Annotated in this window: 21 protein-coding genes; 12 read left to right on the forward strand and 9 right to left on the reverse strand. The window is 72.4% G+C overall.

The genetic code is table 11. The features are described 5' to 3' along the window. The first annotated feature begins 308 nt into the window (after positions 1-308). From AB0I04_RS04945 to AB0I04_RS04960, 4 genes are all read left to right on the forward strand, one after another. Positions 309-554: a hypothetical protein gene (locus tag AB0I04_RS04945; protein ID WP_360879131.1), complete on the forward strand. Its 246-nt coding sequence runs from the start codon at positions 309-311 to the stop codon at positions 552-554. A 53-nt stretch (positions 555-607) separates the two neighbouring features. After that, positions 608-1,150: a hypothetical protein gene (locus tag AB0I04_RS04950; protein ID WP_360879134.1), complete on the forward strand. Its 543-nt coding sequence runs from the start codon at positions 608-610 to the stop codon at positions 1,148-1,150. A 22-nt stretch (positions 1,151-1,172) separates the two neighbouring features. Beyond that, positions 1,173-1,562: a hypothetical protein gene (locus tag AB0I04_RS04955; RefSeq protein WP_360879137.1), complete on the forward strand. Its 390-nt coding sequence runs from the start codon at positions 1,173-1,175 to the stop codon at positions 1,560-1,562. A gap of 268 nt (positions 1,563-1,830) precedes the next feature. Further along, positions 1,831-1,962, forward strand: a complete 132-nt coding sequence (locus tag AB0I04_RS04960) for a hypothetical protein (RefSeq protein ID WP_360879140.1) — start codon at positions 1,831-1,833, stop codon at positions 1,960-1,962. On the opposite strand, the gene AB0I04_RS04965 is transcribed toward AB0I04_RS04960, so the two are convergent. The 4 genes from AB0I04_RS04965 to AB0I04_RS04980 form a co-directional block, all read right to left on the reverse strand. Next, positions 1,937-2,848: a sulfotransferase gene (locus AB0I04_RS04965; protein WP_360879143.1), complete on the reverse strand. Its 912-nt coding sequence runs from the start codon at positions 2,846-2,848 to the stop codon at positions 1,937-1,939. The genes AB0I04_RS04960 and AB0I04_RS04965 overlap by 26 nt on opposite strands. A 405-nt stretch (positions 2,849-3,253) precedes the next feature. Next, entirely contained in the window at positions 3,254-4,357 is a 1,104-nt protein-coding gene (locus AB0I04_RS04970; protein WP_360879146.1) for a glycoside hydrolase family 3 N-terminal domain-containing protein, read from the reverse strand. 183 nt (positions 4,358-4,540) lie between these two features. Further along, entirely contained in the window at positions 4,541-5,296 is a 756-nt protein-coding gene (locus tag AB0I04_RS04975; protein ID WP_360879149.1) for a glucose 1-dehydrogenase, read from the reverse strand. 36 nt (positions 5,297-5,332) lie between these two features. After that, on the reverse strand, positions 5,333-5,497 hold the full coding sequence (locus tag AB0I04_RS04980; protein ID WP_360879974.1) for an SDR family oxidoreductase: 165 nt from the start codon (positions 5,495-5,497) through the stop codon (positions 5,333-5,335). A gap of 66 nt (positions 5,498-5,563) precedes the next feature. Here AB0I04_RS04980 and AB0I04_RS04985 point away from each other — a divergent pair, with 66 nt between their 5' ends. The 6 genes from AB0I04_RS04985 to AB0I04_RS05010 all read left to right on the forward strand — a co-directional run bounded on the left by AB0I04_RS04985 (position 5,564) and on the right by AB0I04_RS05010 (position 10,256). After that, a complete protein-coding gene (locus AB0I04_RS04985) occupies positions 5,564-6,118 on the forward strand; it encodes a MarR family transcriptional regulator (protein WP_360879152.1) in 555 nt (184 codons plus the stop codon). A gap of 221 nt (positions 6,119-6,339) precedes the next feature. Beyond that, positions 6,340-7,299: an LD-carboxypeptidase gene (locus AB0I04_RS04990; protein ID WP_360879155.1), complete on the forward strand. Its 960-nt coding sequence runs from the start codon at positions 6,340-6,342 to the stop codon at positions 7,297-7,299. Next, a complete protein-coding gene (locus AB0I04_RS04995; RefSeq protein ID WP_360879157.1) occupies positions 7,296-8,159 on the forward strand; it encodes a hypothetical protein in 864 nt (287 codons plus the stop codon). Before AB0I04_RS04990 ends, AB0I04_RS04995 begins: the two co-directional genes overlap by 4 nt. A 173-nt stretch (positions 8,160-8,332) precedes the next feature. After that, positions 8,333-9,610, forward strand: coding sequence for a transposase (locus AB0I04_RS05000; RefSeq protein WP_360879159.1), 1,278 nt, complete (start codon positions 8,333-8,335; stop codon positions 9,608-9,610). Between the two features lie 213 nt (positions 9,611-9,823). Beyond that, entirely contained in the window at positions 9,824-10,084 is a 261-nt protein-coding gene (locus tag AB0I04_RS05005) for a family 20 glycosylhydrolase (RefSeq protein ID WP_360879977.1), read from the forward strand. Continuing rightward, on the forward strand, positions 10,053-10,256 hold the full coding sequence (locus AB0I04_RS05010) for a hypothetical protein (protein WP_360879162.1): 204 nt from the start codon (positions 10,053-10,055) through the stop codon (positions 10,254-10,256). Before AB0I04_RS05005 ends, AB0I04_RS05010 begins: the two co-directional genes overlap by 32 nt. A 47-nt stretch (positions 10,257-10,303) precedes the next feature. On the opposite strand, the gene AB0I04_RS05015 is transcribed toward AB0I04_RS05010, so the two are convergent. The 3 genes from AB0I04_RS05015 to AB0I04_RS05025 form a co-directional block, all read right to left on the reverse strand. Continuing rightward, entirely contained in the window at positions 10,304-10,846 is a 543-nt protein-coding gene (locus tag AB0I04_RS05015) for a flavoprotein (protein WP_360879165.1), read from the reverse strand. Positions 10,847-10,866: 20 nt separating this feature from the next. Further along, a complete protein-coding gene (locus tag AB0I04_RS05020; protein ID WP_360879168.1) occupies positions 10,867-12,666 on the reverse strand; it encodes a glycoside hydrolase family 15 protein in 1,800 nt (599 codons plus the stop codon). Between the two features lie 246 nt (positions 12,667-12,912). Then, positions 12,913-13,557, reverse strand: a complete 645-nt coding sequence (locus AB0I04_RS05025; RefSeq protein ID WP_360879171.1) for a hypothetical protein — start codon at positions 13,555-13,557, stop codon at positions 12,913-12,915. Between the two features lie 128 nt (positions 13,558-13,685). On the opposite strand from AB0I04_RS05025, the gene AB0I04_RS05030 reads away from it, so the two are divergent. Beyond that, a complete protein-coding gene (locus tag AB0I04_RS05030) occupies positions 13,686-15,104 on the forward strand; it encodes a PLP-dependent aminotransferase family protein (RefSeq protein WP_360879174.1) in 1,419 nt (472 codons plus the stop codon). Between the two features lie 120 nt (positions 15,105-15,224). Here AB0I04_RS05030 and AB0I04_RS05035 read toward each other — a convergent pair whose 3' ends face one another. Both AB0I04_RS05035 and fdhD read right to left on the reverse strand, forming a co-directional pair. Further along, positions 15,225-16,190: an alpha/beta fold hydrolase gene (locus AB0I04_RS05035; protein WP_360879177.1), complete on the reverse strand. Its 966-nt coding sequence runs from the start codon at positions 16,188-16,190 to the stop codon at positions 15,225-15,227. Between the two features lie 171 nt (positions 16,191-16,361). Next, a complete protein-coding gene (gene fdhD / locus AB0I04_RS05040) occupies positions 16,362-17,171 on the reverse strand; it encodes a formate dehydrogenase accessory sulfurtransferase FdhD (RefSeq protein WP_360879180.1) in 810 nt (269 codons plus the stop codon). A gap of 95 nt (positions 17,172-17,266) precedes the next feature. Between fdhD and AB0I04_RS05045 the strand changes: the two genes are divergently transcribed. Next, positions 17,267-17,893, forward strand: coding sequence for an NAD(P)H-dependent oxidoreductase (locus tag AB0I04_RS05045; RefSeq protein ID WP_360879183.1), 627 nt, complete (start codon positions 17,267-17,269; stop codon positions 17,891-17,893). Positions 17,894-17,930: the final 37 nt, after the last annotated feature.

Consider the following 17,930-nt stretch of genomic DNA (forward strand, 5'->3'; position numbering starts at 1 on the left):
CCTCCCGGAGTCGGGCGCGCCGGCGGGGACGGGCCGCCGGGGTCGGGCTCGTCGGCGGGGGCGCTGGAGTCGGCTGCGCTGGGGGCGCCCCCGGGCCAGGCGCGCCGACGCGGGACGGGCCGCCGGGAGCCGGCTGCGCCGCCGGAGGAGCGCAGGCACCCGGGTCGGCCTCGCCGGCGGGGGCGCCGGAGTCGGCTGCGCCCCCGGGCCAGGCGCGTCGGCGGGGGAGTGGGGCCGCCGGGCGTACAACCGCCGATCGCGGGTAGACGATCTCATCGAGCACCCGTCCGCGAGCGAAGGGAACGGTCATGGTGATGCCGGATGACCGCGCCCGTACCCATATCCCGCCGCCGGCCGAGCTCTGGCCGATCAGCGAGCTGATGCGGCAAGTCGGCCGCGTCGTCGCCGAGGAGCTCGAACGCCCTGGCCGGAGCGCTGGGAAGGATCAGGCGCGGGAGCGCGCGTCCCGGAGGCCGCGATCGGAGCGGACGAGGTCCGCCGAGCGGAGCCAGGAGCCGGAGACGGCCGTCCAGCCCGAGGGCCACGACCGTTGACCGCGTGCCGTCATTCCAGGAGTAAGCGGCGGCGAGGCGGGTAGATCCACCGCGTGAGCGCTGCGTATACCGCACGGGCACTGTGGGTAACCGTCGTCGCGGCGAGCGCCTGCGTAAGCGGTCTGCTGTTGACCGGCGCGCGGACGGAGGCGGCCGACCCGCCGGCGCCCGGTGCGCCGTCGGCGTCCCCCAGTGCGGAGTCCGGCACGGAGACCGCAGCTCCCGGGTCGGCCTACGCGAACCGGTCCCGCGTGTTCGGCCTGGTCGAGGCCGGTCCCACCGCGGACATGGTGCTGTTCGCCCCGGCCCGCAAGGTGCAGCCCGGAGGACCGGAGACGGTCTACCCGGCGAACGTGGGGCAGTACGTCCGGCTCCGGCTGGCCTCTGGCGCCGTGATCCGGGCGTCGGCCCCGATCGCCAACGAGGGCGTCACCGACTGGGTGCGCGGGGTCCGGCTGAGCCCGCAACAGTTCCACACGCTGCTCTTGAAACTTCAGGAGCGGCTTCACCCGCTGCTGGACCGCTCGCACATGTTCGAGCTCTGGTTCGACGCCCAGGGGCGGGTCACGCGGATGCAGCACTACTTCAGTCCCTGAGGGACGCGAATCGGGGGAGAGGATGAGACGTTCGCTCGCCGTGGCGGGCGCGGCGTTCGGAGCCGCGCTGGCGGTCGCCGGCTGCCGCCAGGAGACCGGGCCGCCGGACGCGGACCTCTCCCATCACCGGACGGCGAGGGCCTTTCGCGTCCATCCGGAACGTGGGCCGGTCCACCGCGGGGACGGGGATGCCTGGACGGGGCGGGCGATCAGGGAGAGGGTGGCCCGCGAGGTTACGCCGCTCCCGCTCCGGCGGCGTCCGCCGACGCAACCCGAGAACGGCTGCGCCTCCTCCCACCGATCAGATCGCGGCGCTGCGGTGCACTGTGTCCAGCGGTCCGGGCAGGACGTCGACCGGTCGGGCGACACCGTCCTGCGCGACAACGGCCCCGAGGACGGCCCCGACGACTGACCGTCCCGGGTCCCACCGCCCAGGCGTCCCCAGGGCGTGCGGAACCGCGCCCCAGCACCACGATCACGAGTCGCAACGATCGGGTGCGGAGCGGAAGCAGGGAACCAGGACGCTCAACGCCGTTCGGAGCGTCCGGCCGAGCACGCACGGCTCATGCTCAGCCCTTAGGAACGGTTTCACCTGAGCGCATTCTCATGGCAACGCCGCCGTCGCGCGTTCTGGTGAGTCTGAGAGCAGGCGGCGAATCGTCACTGCGGAGTTGAGCGCGATGATGAAGAACAACAGGCGCGGAGTGCGGCGGATCACCGCACTCGTCGTCGGATGCGGTGCGGCCGGGCTGGCGATCGGCTGGCGCTATGCCGAACGAGCGCGGGTCACGACGTCGATGACCGGTCGGTGAGCCGGTAGCCCAGGCGGGTGAGCTCCGCCCCGGCGACCTTCTCGACCTGAGTGATCTGCTTGGGTGTCAGCTCGTCCTGCCAGCGGCCGACACCTCCGTAGTGGACGCCGTACAGCGCGGTGCGGGAGATCCGCTGGCCGAGGTAGTCGGACACGGCCGAGATGACCTCCCGCGGCCGGGCCACGAGTTCCTCGTAGCGAACGGTGAGCAGCTGCTCCTCCGGCGTCTGGGCCCGGAGCCGGGCGCTGAGCCGGATCGATCCCCGCCAGCGCAGCGCGCACTTGACGGCGACTCCGGCGCGCGGCCAGCGGAGGCGCTCGGTCACGTCCTCGACGCCGAGGAACGGGTTCGGGAACACCTCGTCGAGGTTGGCGAACCCGGGCCGGAACCACGCCAGGCAGCGTTCGTCGGTGAGCATCCCGGCGACGGCGTCGCGGCCGTCCCGGATCACCTGGATCAGCTGCGCGTCGGGGAAGGCGTCCAGCAGCACGTCCGTGCTGTAGATCAGGTCGGGGGTGGCGTCGCCGAACCGCTGGACGCCGCGCGGATCCCCGCACGTGCCGTCGGCCCCGATCCGGCCCAGCTCCCGGCACTCCGCCGGGCACTCTCCGCAGCCCTCCCGGGTGACCTGCCAGCTGTGCGCGTACGCGTCGCGCAGTACTCGCGCCGCGCCCTGTCCCCGTTCACTGGCGATCGAGGGACGCCGGGCGAAGGCGTACACCGTGCGGACCACACCGGGCCGTCCCATCGTCACGTGGAACGCGGCGGTGCGCCGCAGCGCACGCGCCAGCAGGTCCGTGCCCGAGTGGGGGGCGCCCAGGAGGAAGACCGGGCGTCGGACCTTGGTGCCGTTGACCACGAGGATGTGGGAGGGCGTCGTGCGCATGGGGTCCATAAGTCTGCCATCCCGGTCAGGTCGCCATCGCCCTGATCGCCACTCATGGGGGCCTCTCTCCGGGTGCGTCGGCCGTGCCCACGACCGGTTGATGGACACACCGGATCGTAGTGCCCGAAACCTGGATTTTGCCGCAGGCACGTTCGATCAACCGCGGACGGATCGCCCGGCTGGACGCCCCAGCCGGTCGCCGGGCTCAATCCGGCCCGTGCCGTGGGCTCAGTCCGGCGGGTCGCCGGGCTCAGCCCGCGGGCGCCAGGCTCGGTCCGGTCCGTGGTGTGGGTTCGGCCCGGCGGGTCGCCGGGTTTACTTCGGCGCGTGGCGTGGGCTCGGCCTGGGGGCGCCGGGCTCGGTCCGGTCCGTGGCATGGGGCTCAGCGCGGGCGGGTCGCCGGGCTCAGCCGAGAGCGCGCCGCAGGGCCGCAACGCGTGCCCCGGCGGCGTCGAAGCCGCCCCGGTCGAGCCGGCCGTTCCGCAGAGCGCCGGCCAGGCCGGCGACGACCGCCTGCCCGTCCGCGACCCGCTGGGAGCAGACCAGGATGAGGTCGATCCCGGCATGTGCGGCGGCCACCGCCCGTTGCGGGTACGTGCCGAACGCCGTCAGCGCGCCGGCGTTGATGGCGTCGCTCACCGTCACGCCCCGGAACCCGAACCGGTCGCGCAGCTCACGGAGGACGACCGGGGACAGGCCGGCGGGCCGGGCCGGGTCGAGCGCCGGATAAACGGCCCACGACGGCATGACGAGCTTGACGCCGGCCGTGATCGCCGTGGCGTACGGTGGCTCGTCGACGCGCTGCAGGACGGCGCGGGAGACGTCGAGCGTGACGGGTCTCAGGTCGGTGTTCTCGCCGGCGCCGGCCGCGCCGAGCCCGGGGAAGTGCTTGACGGTCGCCGCGACCCCGGTCTGTTGCTGCGCCGTGACGAAGGCGGCGCCCAGCCGGCCGCAGACGGCCGGATCCGTGCTGTAGGAGCGCCCGAGCCGGTCGGCGAAGTCGCCTTCGACGCGATGGACGTCCAGCACCGGAGCGAGGTTGACGTTCATCCCGACGCCCGCGAGCAGCCGTCCGGCGGTCTCGCCCGCCCGGCCCGCGGACGCGAGGGGGTCGGACGCCGCGCCGATCTCCTTCTGCGACATGACGGGGCCGCCCGGCAGGCGCCGTATCCGGCCGCCCTCCTGGTCGGTCATCAGCAGCAGCGGGGCCTGCGCCGGCCCGGCCCGCCGCGCGGCGGTCTCCAGCCGCCGGATCGCCGAGGCGATCTGATCCAGACCCGTGACGTTGTCGGCGAAGAAGATCACGCCTCCCACGGTGCCGGCCCGGACCTGATCGAGCAGGGACTGCGGTACGGCCGGTCCGGTGTAGGAGAAGATCACCCGCCGCCCGGCCTGCTGCTCCGGCGTCGGTGTGTCCGCGGCGGCCGCGCGCACAGGCCCGAGGGCCACGGCGGTGAGCCCGGCCCCCGCGCGGATCGCGTCCCGCCGGCTGATCGATCGATGCGTCATGGCCGTCAGGCGCCCCGGCGGCGCGGGGCGCGCCTCCTCCCGCTCCTGAGGCCCGCCTCGGCGGGCGGCCGGATTCGGACTCCTCCTCCGATTGTGGAACAGCACCCCGTCCGGGCCGGGACCCGGGGGCCGGTGGCACGACCCCCGCCGCCCGCGGCGGCCGTCTCCGGACCGCAGGGCGGGTCAGCCGCCCATGATGTCGTCGGTCATGCGCTGGTTGCCCGCCAGAAGGCCGCCGTCCACGGGCAGCGTCGTCCCGCTGATCCAGGCCGCGTCGTCCGAGGCCAGGAAGGCCACGGCGGCGGCGACGTCGTCCGGGCTGCCCACCCGGCGCAGGGGATACCAGCCCGCGACCCGGTCGAGGACGCCCGGGCTGCGCCGTTCGCGGTCGTCCCACGTGCCGGTGCGGATCGTGCCCGGCGCGACGGCGTTGCAGCGGATCCCCTGCGGGCCGTACCGGACCGCGACGCTGCGCGTGAGACTGAGGACCCCGGCCTTGGCCGCGCTATAGGCCTCGTTGCCGACGTGGACGAGGCCGTTGACCGAGGCGACGTTGACGATCGCGCCGCCGCCCTGCTGGAGCATCACGGGCAGCACGGCCTGCGTGCACAGGAAGGTCCCCTTCAGGCACAGGTCGACGTCCTGGTCCCAGGCATCCTCGGACAGCGTCTCGAACGCGGCGTCGGTCGCGCCGCCGGCGTTGTTGACGAGGACGTCGATGGGCGTGTCGGCCAGGGCGGCCCGGACGCTCGCGCGGTCGGTGACGTCGACGGCGATCGCCCGGGCGCCGGGGATCTCACGGGCCGTGCGCTCGGCGCTCGCGGCGTCCAGGTCGGCGACGAGGACCTCGGCGCCCTCCGCGCCGAACCTCCGGGCGATCGCCCGCCCGATCCCCGTGCCGGCACCGGTCACCGCGACCACGCGTCCAGAGAATCGCATCCCCCGATCATGCATCACGGCCCGTGGACGGTGCGGTCAGCGGGCCAGGAGCGCGCCGCCGTTGAGGTGGATCACCTGTCCGGTGATGTGCCCGGCCGACGGGGACGCCAGGAAGGCCACCGTCGCCGCCACATCGCCCGGTGTCCCGGCCCGCCCGTTGAACGTCTGGGAGATCAGCCACTCGCGCCGCTCTTCGGTCAGCGTCCCGCCGAAGAACTCGGTGTCGTCCTTGTTTAGGGCTAAACAACATCGGCTACGCTAGGCGGCGTGCAGGCTGAACGCAAACCCGATTCTTCCGCCCGTGATGCCGTCGACGAGATCCAGCACGCCTGGCTGCGCGAGCTGCCGGGCGTCCCCGTGGAGTCGATCGGAGTGATCACCCGCGTGTGGCGGGCGGCGAAGATCCTCGGTGACGAACGACGCCGCACCCTCACCCGGCTCGGGATCGACAGCGCGACCCTCGACCTGCTGTCCACACTGCGGCGCGCCGGCCCCCCGTACGCCATGGCGCCCGCCCGGCTGAAGGACCAGTGCCTAGTCACCGCCGGCGCGATCAGCCAGCGGGTGGCGCGCGCGGAGGCCGCCGGGGCCGTCCGCGCCGTCCGCAGTCCCGGCGGCCGTACGCTCCGCGTCGAGCTCACCGACGCCGGGCACGCGCTGATCGAGGGCAGCGTCGAGCGGCTGCTCTCCTACGAGGACGACCTGATCGGTCACCTCAGCCCGGCCGAACGCGACCGGCTCACCGAACTGCTGCGCAAGCTCCTCGACGGCCTGCTCGAACGCGGACACGCCGACTCCCGGATCGGGCCGCCGGAGGACTGACCGGCTGGCGGACATGAGACGGGCCGCGATCGTCCAGGGGTGACGAACGCCGTATGATCACTTTGCCCGCCGCATGATCAGCGAGCCGATCGGGGAGGTTCTGACCGCCTGCTGTCAGAGGTGGGCCGATGCCGAGGGCTCGGGCGCGCGACACCTGACCTCTTCCGCTGCGGGGGTTTTTGGTGTCATGCTCTGACGCAGCACATAACAAGGAGGGGCGGATGCGCGACCCCGGGGGCGGTCAGTCATCGTCCCTTCATGCCGGGGATCGAGTCGCCGTCGTCGCCCCCAGCGGTCCGGTGGACCCCGACCGCCTTGAGCGCGGTGCGGCGGTGCTGCGCGACCTCGGTCTCGAGGTCACCATCGGCCCGCACGTCCTCGACACCGCTCCCGGCCTGCCCCATCTCGCCGGCACCGACGCCGGCCGCGCGGCCGACCTGCAGGAGGCCTGGTGCGACCCGCAGGTCGCCGCCGTCCTGTGCGCCCGCGGCGGCTACGGCGCCACGCGGGTCCTCGACCACCTCGACTGGACCGCGCTCCGCCGCGCGACCCCCAAGCTCCTGCACGGATCCAGCGACGTCACGGCCCTGCACGTGGCCTTCGGGCGGCGGCTCGGGGTGGCCACCTCCTTCGGGCCCATGGTCGCCTCACTGATCGTCGCCGAGGCCGAGCCGGAGGCGGTCGCACACCTGCGAGCCGGCCTCCTCGACCGGGGAGCGCCCGTGCACGGCACGCACGCGTTGCGCGGAGGCCGCGCCACCGGCGTCCTGACCGGCGGCAACCTCTGCCTCCTGACCTCCCTCCTCGGCACGCCGTACGCTCCGGAGCCGGCGACCGGACGCGTCGCGTTCCTCGAAGACGTCCATGAGGCGCCCTACCGCGTCGACCGCATGCTCACCCAGCTCCGCCAGGCGGGCTGGTTCGACGGCGTCGCCGGCGTCGTCCTCGGCACCTGGACCGGCTGCGGCGACCTCGACGCCGTGTTCGCCGACCGTCTCGGTCCGCTCGGCGTCCCGATCCTCACGGGCGTGCCGGTCGGGCACGGCCCTCGGCAGCTCACCATCCGGCTGGGCGTTCCCGTCTTGCTCGACGCGGACGCGCTCGTACTCCACCCGGGCGTGCCGGACGCCCGGGGGCGGCGGACCGGACCTCCGGGCGCCTTCGCGGGGGAGACACCATGACGACCTTCGAACGCCGCGACCACCGGCCCGCCCCGGCCGGCGGCGACGACCGGGCCCTCGACTCGCTCGTCGTGCTCGTGGCCGAGAGCCACGGCTACGGCTGCCGTCCCGTCCAGAACGACGCCATGCTCCTCGACGGCCCGCAGCGCCTGCACATCGGCATGCGCAATCTGCGGCAGCTGGCCCGGCAGGTGCCCCGCGACGACTGGCCCGCACTGGTCGCCGACCACGTCGGCACCATCATCACCGCCATCGAGGAGCCGCTCGACCTGCGCGACTTCCCGCTGGTCCGGGGCCTGCTGCGGGCCCGCGTCTATCCGGCCGAGGCCCGGACCGGCCGGCTCATCTGCCGGCCGTTCGCGCCCGGGCTCATCGAGGCGATCGTCGCCGACACTCCCACGACCGTCCGCACCATCGTCACCGACGACGCCATGACCTGGCCGGTGACGGCCGATGAGCTGTTCGCCGTCGGCCGCGACGGCGTGCGTGCCGACGGCCCCCTGGAGTGCGACGTCATCGACGACACCGGCATCCGCGTGCTGGAAGGGCAGACGTTCTACGCCGCGACGCACCTGCTCTGGCTGGACGCCTACCTCGATCCCGGGCCGTACGGCGCGCTCGCCGTCGCGCCGACCCGGAGCGCGATCGCCGCCTGCGCGATCCGCAAGAACACCGCGCTGGTCACCGCCGAGCGGCTGCACGCCTTCGCGCGCAACGCCTACGACGAGGGGCCCGGCTCGCTCACCCCCGAGCTCTTCTGGGTCAGGAACGGCACCCTGACCCTGCTGGAGACCCGCTCCGTCGGAGGCCGCCTCGTCCTGCCCGCTGACTTCCTCCGCTTCCTCGACGGCCTGCCCTAGGGTCTAGATCCACCGCCGCCCGGTGGTGGCGGGCGGAGACGCCTTTGAGACTGTTGACCCGGCGGGGCAGGGCGATCTTGGGCGGTACACGAGCAGGTGGATGTGGTCGGTTTCGTCGTTGATTTCGTGGAGCCGCACGCCGATGTCGGTACGTACTTGTAGGGTCACTGACTGTGAAGCTGGTGGTGCGGGTGAAGCTGCTGCCGACGCCTGAGCAGGCGGCGGCGCTCGCGGTGACCCTGCCCCTCTGCAACGTCGCAGCCAACGACGTGTCGGCGGTCGCGTTCGAGAAGGGCGTGTTCGCCCGCCAAAAGCTGCAAAAACTCGTTTACGCGGAGTTGAAGGCGCGGGGGTTGTCGGCGCAGCCGGCTTTGCATGTGATCCGTAAGGTCGCCGACGCCTACACCACGCTGCACGCCCAGATCGAAGCGGGCCTGCTGGGCGATGAGTATTCACCCCGGCGCCGAAAGGCAACCTCCAAGCCCATCGCCTTCCGGGCCGATGCGGCCCAGGCATTCGACGACAGGTGCCTGTCGTGGCAGATGGACGCCCGGTCCATCTCGATCTGGACCGCTTCGGGCCGGGTCCGGGGCATCGCGTTCACCGGCGAGCCTGGGCAGCTGAAGTTCCTGGCGGCCCACCGCAAAGGCGAAACCGACCTGGCGTGCCGCGACGGGATGTGGTTCCTGATCGCGACGTGTGAGGTCGAAGCGGCTCCGCAGTTCGAGCCGGCCGATTGGATCGGGGTGGACCGGGGGATCGTGAACCTGGCCACCACCTCCGACGGCGACAACCACCAGGGCAAGGCCCTACAGCGCTATCGCCGGCGGCAAGCCCGGCTGCGCGCCGAGTTGCAGGCCAAGAAGGCCGCCGGGAGCCGGTCGGCCGCCCGTCGTCTGGCCCGCCGGTCGCAGCGGGAGGCACGGCACGCCTCGAATGAGAACCACAAGATCAGTAAGCAGATCGTGGCCGATGCCCGACGCACCGACCGCGGTATCGCGCTCGAGGAATTGAGTGGGATACGCGATCGGGTACGGCTCAGGCGGCACCAGCGGGCCACGCTCTCTACCTGGCCGTTCCACCAGCTCGGGACGTTCCTCCAGTACAAGGCGTTGCGGGCCGGGGTGCCGTTCGTGGAAGTGGATCCGGCCTACACCTCCCAGCGGTGTCCTGTGCCCTGGTGTGGGCACACCCGGAGGGCCAACCGGCCCGACCGGGGCACCTTCTGTTGTCGCCGGTGCGGGTTCGCTGGCCCCTCCGACGTCATCGCCGCCATGAACATCCGGAAACGGGCGTGCGTGGCGTGGGCATTCGTCAGCATGCCCGTCCCTGCCCCCAATCCTGGGGGGAAGGGAGATGCGACCCCGGCACGACAGCCAGCCGCGACGGGGAGCGCGACAAGGTGTGAACGCCCGAGCCGCAAGCCCGGCCGCTCACGGCCGAGAAGCTGACCGGGAATGTGCGTACAATCTCGTGGACGGCGATGAGGCCGGTGTCTTCTGGGGCCGTCAGACCTTGCGGCAGATGCTGGGCCCGGACGCCTCTCGCCGTGCCCCCATCGCGCGAGAACCGGTCGTGGTGCCGTACGTGGCGATCGATGATGCGCCGCGTTTCGCTTGGCGGGGCTTCATGCTCGATGTCGCGCGGCATTGCCCAGGCATGACGTGCTCCGCTACGTCGACCTACTGGCCGCCCACAAGCTGAACGTTCCGCACCTCCATCTCACCGACGATCAGGGGTGGCGCGTCGAGATCCAACGACACACCCGACTGACCGGTACGCCGCACGCGGCGAACGCCATCGGTACCCAGGCCAACCTGTGGACCGAAGTCGCCGAGGACCGCGGCCGGGCTGGACTACCAGGCGCTCCCCCGGCTCGTCGCGTTCGCCGAAGTGGCCTGGTCGGACCTGTCGGGCCCGGATGAAAGCGACATCGCCGGCTTCGAGCGCCGGATGAACGCGGCGCACTATGCCCGCTTGGACGCGCTGGGCGTCGGCTACCGCCCACCCGCCGGACCCCGCCCATGGCAGCAACGCCCCGGCATCCCCGGACGGATGCACGACAAGCCCCGGAAGACCTGGCGGATGGCGGACTGACTGAGTTGACCAGGGACGCCGACCGTGCGCCAGGGATCGCTGAACGTCTACTGAGAGGACGAAGACTTGAGAGCGTCGATCACCAGGTCCCAGGGGTAGTCCCGGCCTCCGCTGCCCGGCGGTGACGGCTCATAGACGCCTGGGCCGTACAGGACGTTGACTCCGGCGGCGCGCAGGACGGCGAGGCTCTGCTCGAACGCCGGATGCGCGGCTTGCGCGCTGTTCAGAGCCGGTGCGGCCACGAGCGGCAGACCGAGGCCGATCGCCTCGGCGAGGAGCCCCAGCGCCAGCGTGTCGCTGATTCCCAGCGCCCATTTGTTCAGCGTGTTGAAGGTCGCCGGGCAGACCGCCATGGCATCGGCGGCGGGCAGTACATCAGGCTCGTCGGGGTGCTTGTAGTCGTGACGGACAGGGTGACCGGTCTGCGCGGCGAGCGCATCGGTGTCGATGAACTTCCGGGCCTGCGGTGTGGAGATGACGCAGACGTCCCAGCCATCGGCCTGAAGAAGTCCCACCAACTCCGCGATGCGGCGAGCTCGCGGGGATGCGCAGACGATGAGGTAGAGGACGCCGCGTGAGTGTTCGCTCATGTCGGTGATTCAACCGTGGCTCAGCTCGCGGCGCGTGGGCGGCGGAGGCCGTCGTGGCCGTCGAGGTCGTAAGCGGTGAGCACGAGGGGCACGTGGCTGAACGCCTGCGGGAAGTTGCCCACCTGACGGCGCAGGCGCGGGTCGTACTCCTCCGCCAGCAGGCCGACGTCGTTGCGCAGGTCGAGCAGCCGTTCGAAGAGCTCGCGGGCCTCGTCGACCCGGCCGATCTGCTGCAGCGCGTCGGCCAGCCAGAAGCTGCAGGCGAGGAACGCGCCCTCGCGGCCCGGCAGGCCGTCGACGCCGTGCTCCTGCTCGCCGGTCTGGTACCGCTCGACGAAGCCGTCGACGGTGAGCTCGCGCTGGATCGCCTCGACCGTGCCGACGACGCGCGGGTCGTCGGGGGGCAGGAAGCCGACCCGGGGGATGAGCAGCAGGGCGGCGTCCAGCTCCTGCGACCCGTACGACTGGGTGAAGGTGCCGCGGTCGGAGTCGAACCCCTTGGCGCACACCTCGCGGTGGATCTCGTCGCGCAGCGCCCGCCACTTTTCCAGCGGACCCTGGCGGTCGAAGGCCTCGATCATGCGGACGGCGCGGTCGACCGCGACCCACGTCATGACCTTCGAGTGGACGAACTGCCGCCGTGGTCCGCGGACCTCCCAGAGGCCCTCGTCCGGGTCGCCCCAGTGCTCCTCCAGGAAGCCCGTCAGCGCGCGCTGCAGCGACCAGGCGTGCCGTTCGGGCTGGATTCCGCTGTTCAGGGCGAGGAACAGCGAGTCGGCGACCTCACCGAAGACGTCGAGCTGCAGTTGCTTGGACGCGGAGTTGCCGACACGGACGGGCCGGGAGTCCTCGTACCCGGGCAGCCACGGCAGCTCGTACTCCTCCAGCCGGCGCTCCCCGGCCACGCCGTACATGATCTGCAGATCCTGGGGTTCGCCGGCGACGGCGCGCATCAGCCAGGCCCGCCAGGCCTTCGCCTCGTCGCGGTAGCCGCTGCGCAGCAGCGCCTCGAGGGTCATCGTCGCGTCGCGCAGCCAGCAGAAGCGGTAGTCCCAGTTGCGCACCCCGCCGATGGCCTCCGGCAGCGAGGTCGTGGCGGCGGCGATGATCCCGCCGGTGGGCTCGAAGGTGAGCGCCTTGAGGGTGGCCAGCGAGCGTACGACCGCGTCGCGGTACTGGCCGTCGTACGTGCACTGCCGCGCCCAGTCGGTCCAGAACCGCTCGGTGCCCTCGAGTGCCTCGTACGGGTCGACGTCGCGCGGAGCGGGCAGGTGCGAGGGATGCCACGTGCACACGAACGGCAGCGAGTCGCCCTCGCAGACCACGAACGTCGCGCGGTGGGCGAAGTCGCGGCCCTCCAGCTCGATGGGGCTGCGCAGCCATACGGAGCCGGGACCGGCGATGCCGGTGAGGTGGTCGCCGGTGCGGCGCATCCAGGGGATGACCCGCCCGTAGTCGAACCGGAGCCTCAGATCGAGGCGCATGGGGACCCGGCCCGAGACGCCCTCGATGATGCGGACGACGTCGGCCGCGTCGCCGCGCTCCGGCATGAAGTCGATCACCCGGACGGTGCCGTCCGGGGTGTCCCACTCGGTCTCCAGGATCAGGGTGTCGCCGCGGTAGCGACGGCGCGTCGCCTGGCCACCGGAGACCGGGGCGATCTGCCAGCGGCCATTGTCGGGCGTCCCGAGCAGGCCGGCGAAGCAGGCGGGGGAGTCGAAGCGCGGCAGGCACATCCAGTCGATCGAGCCGTCCCGCCCGACGAGCGCGCAGCTGAACAGGTCGCCGATGAGCGCGTAGTCCTCGATACGTCCGGGCACCCCAGCCCCCTCTTTGTAGCGGATCCCCGTCGTACCGTAGCGCTACATCGCGGTCGCGCAACCGTCAAACCTGCCCGTTCCGTGCGTTGTTTACCGGTGAATCGGACGGTTACGTCTCCTCTGTCCCTCGCAATGGTGCGTGGACCAGGGAGATGACATACACGAGACCGATCACCCGGCGGCCTCGCCGGACGTCGTTCGCAGCATGCCCGCTCCGTCTCCCCGCCGCGGAGGCGAGCGCGTAGATCAAGGGGCGTTCCCGCCCTCGGCCGGGACGGGCACGGCCGGGCGCCGGGGCGCGTCGTCCCGCTCCGGTGCGCGCTTGATCTGCAGCATCGGTATGAAGACGTGCGTGAGCGGGCCGATGGCCACCGCGTAGACGAGCGTGCCGATGCCGATGGTGCCGCCCAGCGCCCAGCCGGCGGCGAGCACCGCCAGTTCGATGCCGGTCCGGACGACGCGGATCGAGTGCCCGCGTGCGGCCAGGCCGGTGGTCAGGCCGTCGCGCGGCCCCGGACCCAGCCCCGCCCCGATGTAGCACCCGGTCGCGAACCCGCCGACGACGATCGCCGAGACGAGGTAGCCCCAGCGGAGGGCGAGGGTGCCGGGATGGGGGAGCGCCCACAGGAAGAGGTCGGCGAACAGGCCGACGAGAATGGCGTTGCTGATCGTGCCGATCCCGGGCCGCTGGCGAAGCGGAATCCACAGGGCCATCACGGCCACGCCGGCGATGATGATCCACGTGCCGATCGACAGCCCGGTCTGGCGGGCGAGCCCTTGGTGGAGGGTGTCCCACGGGTCGTTGCCGAGCCGTGAGGCCACCTGGAGGGCGATGCCGAGGCCGTAGAGGGCCAATCCGACATACAGCTGGGCCAATCGGCGGACGATCACTGGTCTCCTCTGATCGGTGGGCGAGTCTGCCAGCGGATCCCTGGTGATTCGCGGTCGCTCGTCCGAGATGTCTCATTCACTCATGGAAGTGGCTTGCCGTTTAATGGCCAATCAGGAAAAGTGGCCATATGGCGTCTCGGACAATCAATGCCACCGGCCTTGCCCGGCTCCTCGGCGGCGCGCCGGAGGGCCGGCCCCTGTACGCCGCGCTGGCCCGGAGCCTCCGGGGCCTCGTCCTCGACGGCCGGCTCCCGCTCCGCACGCGGTTGCCCGCCGAACGCGACCTCGCGGCCGCCCTGGGACTGAGCCGGACGACGGTGACCTCCGCGTACGACGCGCTGCGCGCAGAGGGATACGTGGAGAGCCGCCAGGGCGCGGGCAGCTGGACGGCACTGCCCGCCGGCAGCCCCGTGGCGGCGCGCCACGGCCTCGCCGAGGACCGGACGCTCATCGACCTGGCCTGCGTCGCACCGCCCGCGCCGCGCGGGTTCGAGGACGACGTCGCCGCCGCCGTGGCCGAGCTCCCGTGCTACACCCCCGGGCCCGGCTACGAGCCGCTCGGACTGTGGACGCTCCGCGAGGCCATCGCCGCGCGCTACACCGCCCGAGGCGTGCCCACCCTGCCGGAGCAGATTTTGGTGACGACCGGCGCGCAGCATGGACTGTGCCTCGTCGTCCAGGCGTTCGTACGCCCCGGCGATCCGGTGCTCGTCGAGTCACCGACCTACCCGCACGCCCTCGACGCGCTGCGCCGTGCGGGGGCGCGCCTCGTGCCGGCGGGTGTCAACGCCGGCTGGGACCCCGAGCTCATCACGAGCGGACTGCGGCAGTCCGCGGCCCGGCTGGCGTACCTCATCCCCGACTTCCAGAACCCCACCGGCCTGCTCATGGAGGACGACGTCCGTGCCGCGGTGGTGGCGGCCGCGCGGGCCACCGGAGCGTACGTCATCACCGACGAGACCTTCACCGAACTGGCCGTGGACGACGTCGCGCGGCCGCGCCCACTCGCAGCCCACGACACCGACGGGCGCGTGATCAGCATCGGGTCGGCGTCGAAGGTGTTGTGGGGCGGCCTGCGGATCGGGTGGATCCGGGCGACCCAGGCGCTCGTCCGCAGGCTGGTCGAGGCCCGGGAGTCGGTCGATCTGGCCAGTCCGGTGCTGGAGCAGCTGATCGTCACCGGGCTGCTCGGCCGCATGGACGCGGTGGCCGGCGAGCGGCGTGCCATGCTGCGCGAACGCCGCGCGGCCCTCGTCGACGCCCTGCGTCGCGAGTGCCCGGACTGGGAGTTCACCGTCCCGCCGGGCGGCCTGTCGCTGTGGGTGCGGCTGCCGGGGACGTCGAGCACGGCGCTGGCGGCGACCGCGACCCGGTACGGCCTGCACGTCGTGCCGGGGACGGCCTTCGGCGTGGACGGTGTCCTCGACGACCACGTGCGCGTGCCGTACGTGCTCCCGCCGGAGGTCCTGCGAGACGCCGTCTCCCGGCTCGCCGCGGCCTGCCGCGAGGCCGCCGGCGCGCAACCGCCTCGACCCGCGTTCGTCTAGGGCGTGCCCACCGGACACGCCCTAGTTTCCATGACGCTCTCGCTGCGGTTCATGAGACGCCTGCCGCGTGCTTGACGCCACCCGCGTACCCGGCGTCGCCACGTCACGGTTCGCGGGGGGTCAGGCGGCGGTGGTGTGATCGATGTGGTCGCCGATGAGCCGCGCGATCTCCTCCGGCCGGGCGAGGAGCCCCCAGTGCGACATCGGGACGGGCCGTACGCGCAGGTGCTCGGTGAAGGGGCGAGGGGCCTCGGCGGCCAGCGCGGGGGTCGCGTAGGCGTCCTCGGTGGGCACGATGACCTGCGTCGGCACGGTCACGCGCGGCGAGACGCCGAGTCGACGCGCGCTGCGGCTCAGGCCGAGCATGTTGGCCCGATACAGGTTCAGGCCCGCCACGGCGTCCTGGAGCAGCGTCGGAGCGGGGTGACCGCCGCCGGCCGGGACGCCCTCGGCCCGTTCCAGGCGCCGGCTCCAGCGGCCGGCCAGCCAGTGCCGCCAGACCAGTTCGGGCACCACCGGCACCTGGAAGGCGGCTATGTACCAGGAGTGCAGCAGCTGCCGTGCGGCGGTCGGCACGCCGGAGGGCGTTCGCAGGCGGGACCGGAACCAGTGCGACGCGTGGTCGAGGCAGGGCCCGGAGATGGACGTGAACGAGGCGAACCGCTCCGGGGTCGTACGGACGGCCTCCCACGACTGGATCGAGCCCCAGTCATGGGCGGCGAGGTGCACCGGCGCGTCGGGGGAGACGGCGTCGAGCACGGCCCTCATGTCCGCCAGGAGATGGCCGAACCCGTACGCCTCCCGACCCGAGGGGCGGGACGACGCTCCCGCACCCCGCACGTCGTACGCCACGACGTGGAACCGGCCGGGAGGTCGGTCGAGGTCGGTCGGTCGGGGCGGGCCGGGAGGCCGGTCGGGGTCGGTTGGTCGGGGCTGATCCGCCAGCCGCGCGGCGACCCCGTCCCAGACGGCGTGGGTGTCCGGGTAGCCGTGCACGAGCAGCACCGTCGGCCCGGAGCCGCGCTCGTACACCGCCAGGTCGACGCCGTCGCCGCGGATCCGGCGCGTTCGCGTGTCGTCGGGCATGACGTCCACCGTACGGCGGCACGCTCACCACCGCACTCGCCGCGTGCCCACTTCCACGCTCGCCGCGCTCGTTTCGCGGCCGGATCGATCGTTCCTCACCGGCCGCCTGCTGGTCACCAGTCCCCTGTCGGGGGCACCAACCATCCTCGCTCGGTGGTCGGTTCGCCGCGGTCAGTCCTTGAGGCGCTCGGCTCCCGAGTAGACGTTCATGGAGCGGCCGCGGAGGAAGCCGACGAGCGTCATGCCGGACTCCTCCGCCAGCTCGGCGGCGAGCGAGGACGGCGCGGACACGGCCGCCAGCGCCGGTATCCCGGCCAGCAGGGCCTTCTGGGTGAGTTCGAACGACGCGCGGCCGCTGACCAGGAGCACGTGGCCGGTCAGCGGCAGGCGGCCGTCCTTCAGCGCCCACCCGATCACCTTGTCGACGGCGTTGTGCCGCCCGACGTCCTCACGGAGGACGAGGAGCGCGCCGGTCGCGTCGAACAGCCCGGCGGCGTGCAGCCCGCCGGTCCGCTCGAACACCCGTTGTGCCCGGCGCAGCGTCTCCGGCAGGGATATCAGCACCTCCGGGTCGAGGACGGTCGCGTCGGACCGGACGTCGTACGCCGCCCGCTGGTGGATCGCGTCGATGCTGGTCTTCCCGCACACTCCGCACGCGCTGGTCGTGTAGAAGGAGCGCTCCACCGAGACCTCCGGCGGGCGTACCTCCTCGGCGAGGGTGACGTCGACGACGTTGAAGGTGTCGGTGTCGGCGCAGTAGCGCATCGCGGCGACGTCGGAGGCCGCGCGGATGACGCCTTCGGCGTACAGGAACCCGGTGATCAGGTCGAAGTCGTTCCCCGGCGTCCGCATGGTGACCGACAGCGGGCGTCCCGCCAGGCGGATCTCGAGGGGTTCCTCGACGACGAGCGTGTCGGGCATCGCTCGTCGTCCTCGTTCGTCGATGTGCGCGATCCGCCGTCGCACGGTCACTCGGCCCATGAGCCGACGGTACCGCTTGAAGAATCGGACCACAGTCCGGTAATCTCCGATGCCGTCAGATAACCGGACTGCGGTCCGATTGAAAGGATGAACCGATGAGCCGTCTGCTGCACATCTCCGCGTCTCCGCGCGGTGACCGATCCGAGTCGCTGACCCTCGCGCGCGCCTTCCTGGACGCCTACCAGGAGGCCGCGCCGGGGCGCGTCGTCGACACCTTCGACCTGTGGGACGGCAGCCTGCCGGCGTTCGGGCCGCCCGCTGCCGCCGCGAAGATGGCGGTGTTCGCGGGCGACGAGCCGGTCGGCGAGCAGGCGGACGCCTGGCAGGCGGCGCGGGAGACCTTCGAGCGGTTCGATTCCCACGACCGGTACCTCTTCAGCGTCCCGATGTGGAACGCCGGAGTGCCGTACATCCTCAAGCAGTTCATCGACGTCGTGTCCCAGCCCGGTCTGGTCTTCGCATTCGATCCGGAGAAGGGCTACACGGGCCTGCTGCGCGGCAAGAAGGCGGCCGTCGTCTACACCGGCGCCGTCTACGGCGAGGGGCGCGGCCCCGCCTTCGGCAACGACTTCCAGCGGCCCTTCTTCGAGGACTGGCTGCGCTGGGCGGGGATCACGGACGTCGAGGCCGTGGAGTTCCGGCCGAACCTCGCCACCGCCGACGCGGACGCCGGCCGCCGTGCGGCGGTCGCCCGCGCCCGCGACCTCGGCAAGGCCTTCTGAGCGCACCGAACCGGGCTGAACGGCAGGGCTCGCCGGA

It is taken from the genome of Actinoallomurus sp. NPDC050550 (assembly GCF_040655075.1).
Lineage (GTDB): Bacteria > Actinomycetota > Actinomycetes > Streptosporangiales > Streptosporangiaceae > Actinoallomurus.